Below are 547 nucleotides of genomic sequence, written 5' to 3' on the forward strand. Positions count from 1 at the left end.
GGCTGGACAAATGACAGCTTCAAACTTGCTTCAGAGCTAAAAGGCTCAGAGCGTTCTCAAGCCCTTTGTGACAACAAAATTGATGCGTTCATCTACATGGTTGGCCATCCAAACGGTTCAATCAAAGAAGCAACCACATCATGTGATGCGAAGCTAGTGCCTGCAACTGGTCCTAAGATCGACAAGATCGTCGCAGATAACCCGTACTACGCATTCAGCACAGTGCCGGCTGGTATGTACCGTGGTACAGATAAAGACGTGAAGAGCTTTGGTGTTGCAGCAACAATGGTAACAACAGCTGATGTTTCTGATGAAGTTGCATACAACGTTGCTAAAGCCGTGTTCGAGAACTTCGACACCTTCAAACGTCTGCATCCAGCTTTTGCTAACCTGAAAAAAGAAGACATGGTGAAAGCAGGTATTTCTATCCCTCTTCACCCAGGTGCAGAAAAATACTACAAAGAAGTGGGTCTAATTAAGTAAGCACTCACTTATTTCAATCTCAGGCAGAAAAAGATGGTTTTCTGCCTGATTGAGTATGCTGGTT

Annotated in this window: 1 protein-coding gene; it reads left to right on the top strand. The window is 44.4% G+C overall.

From position 1 onward, the window contains the following. Positions 1-483: TAXI family TRAP transporter solute-binding subunit (locus R7R24_RS29650; protein ID WP_318120581.1), on the top strand; the 483-nt coding region annotated here is incomplete at its 5' end. Positions 484-547: the final 64 nt, after the last annotated feature.

The sequence above is a fragment of the Vibrio sp. 704 genome (genome assembly GCF_033339295.1).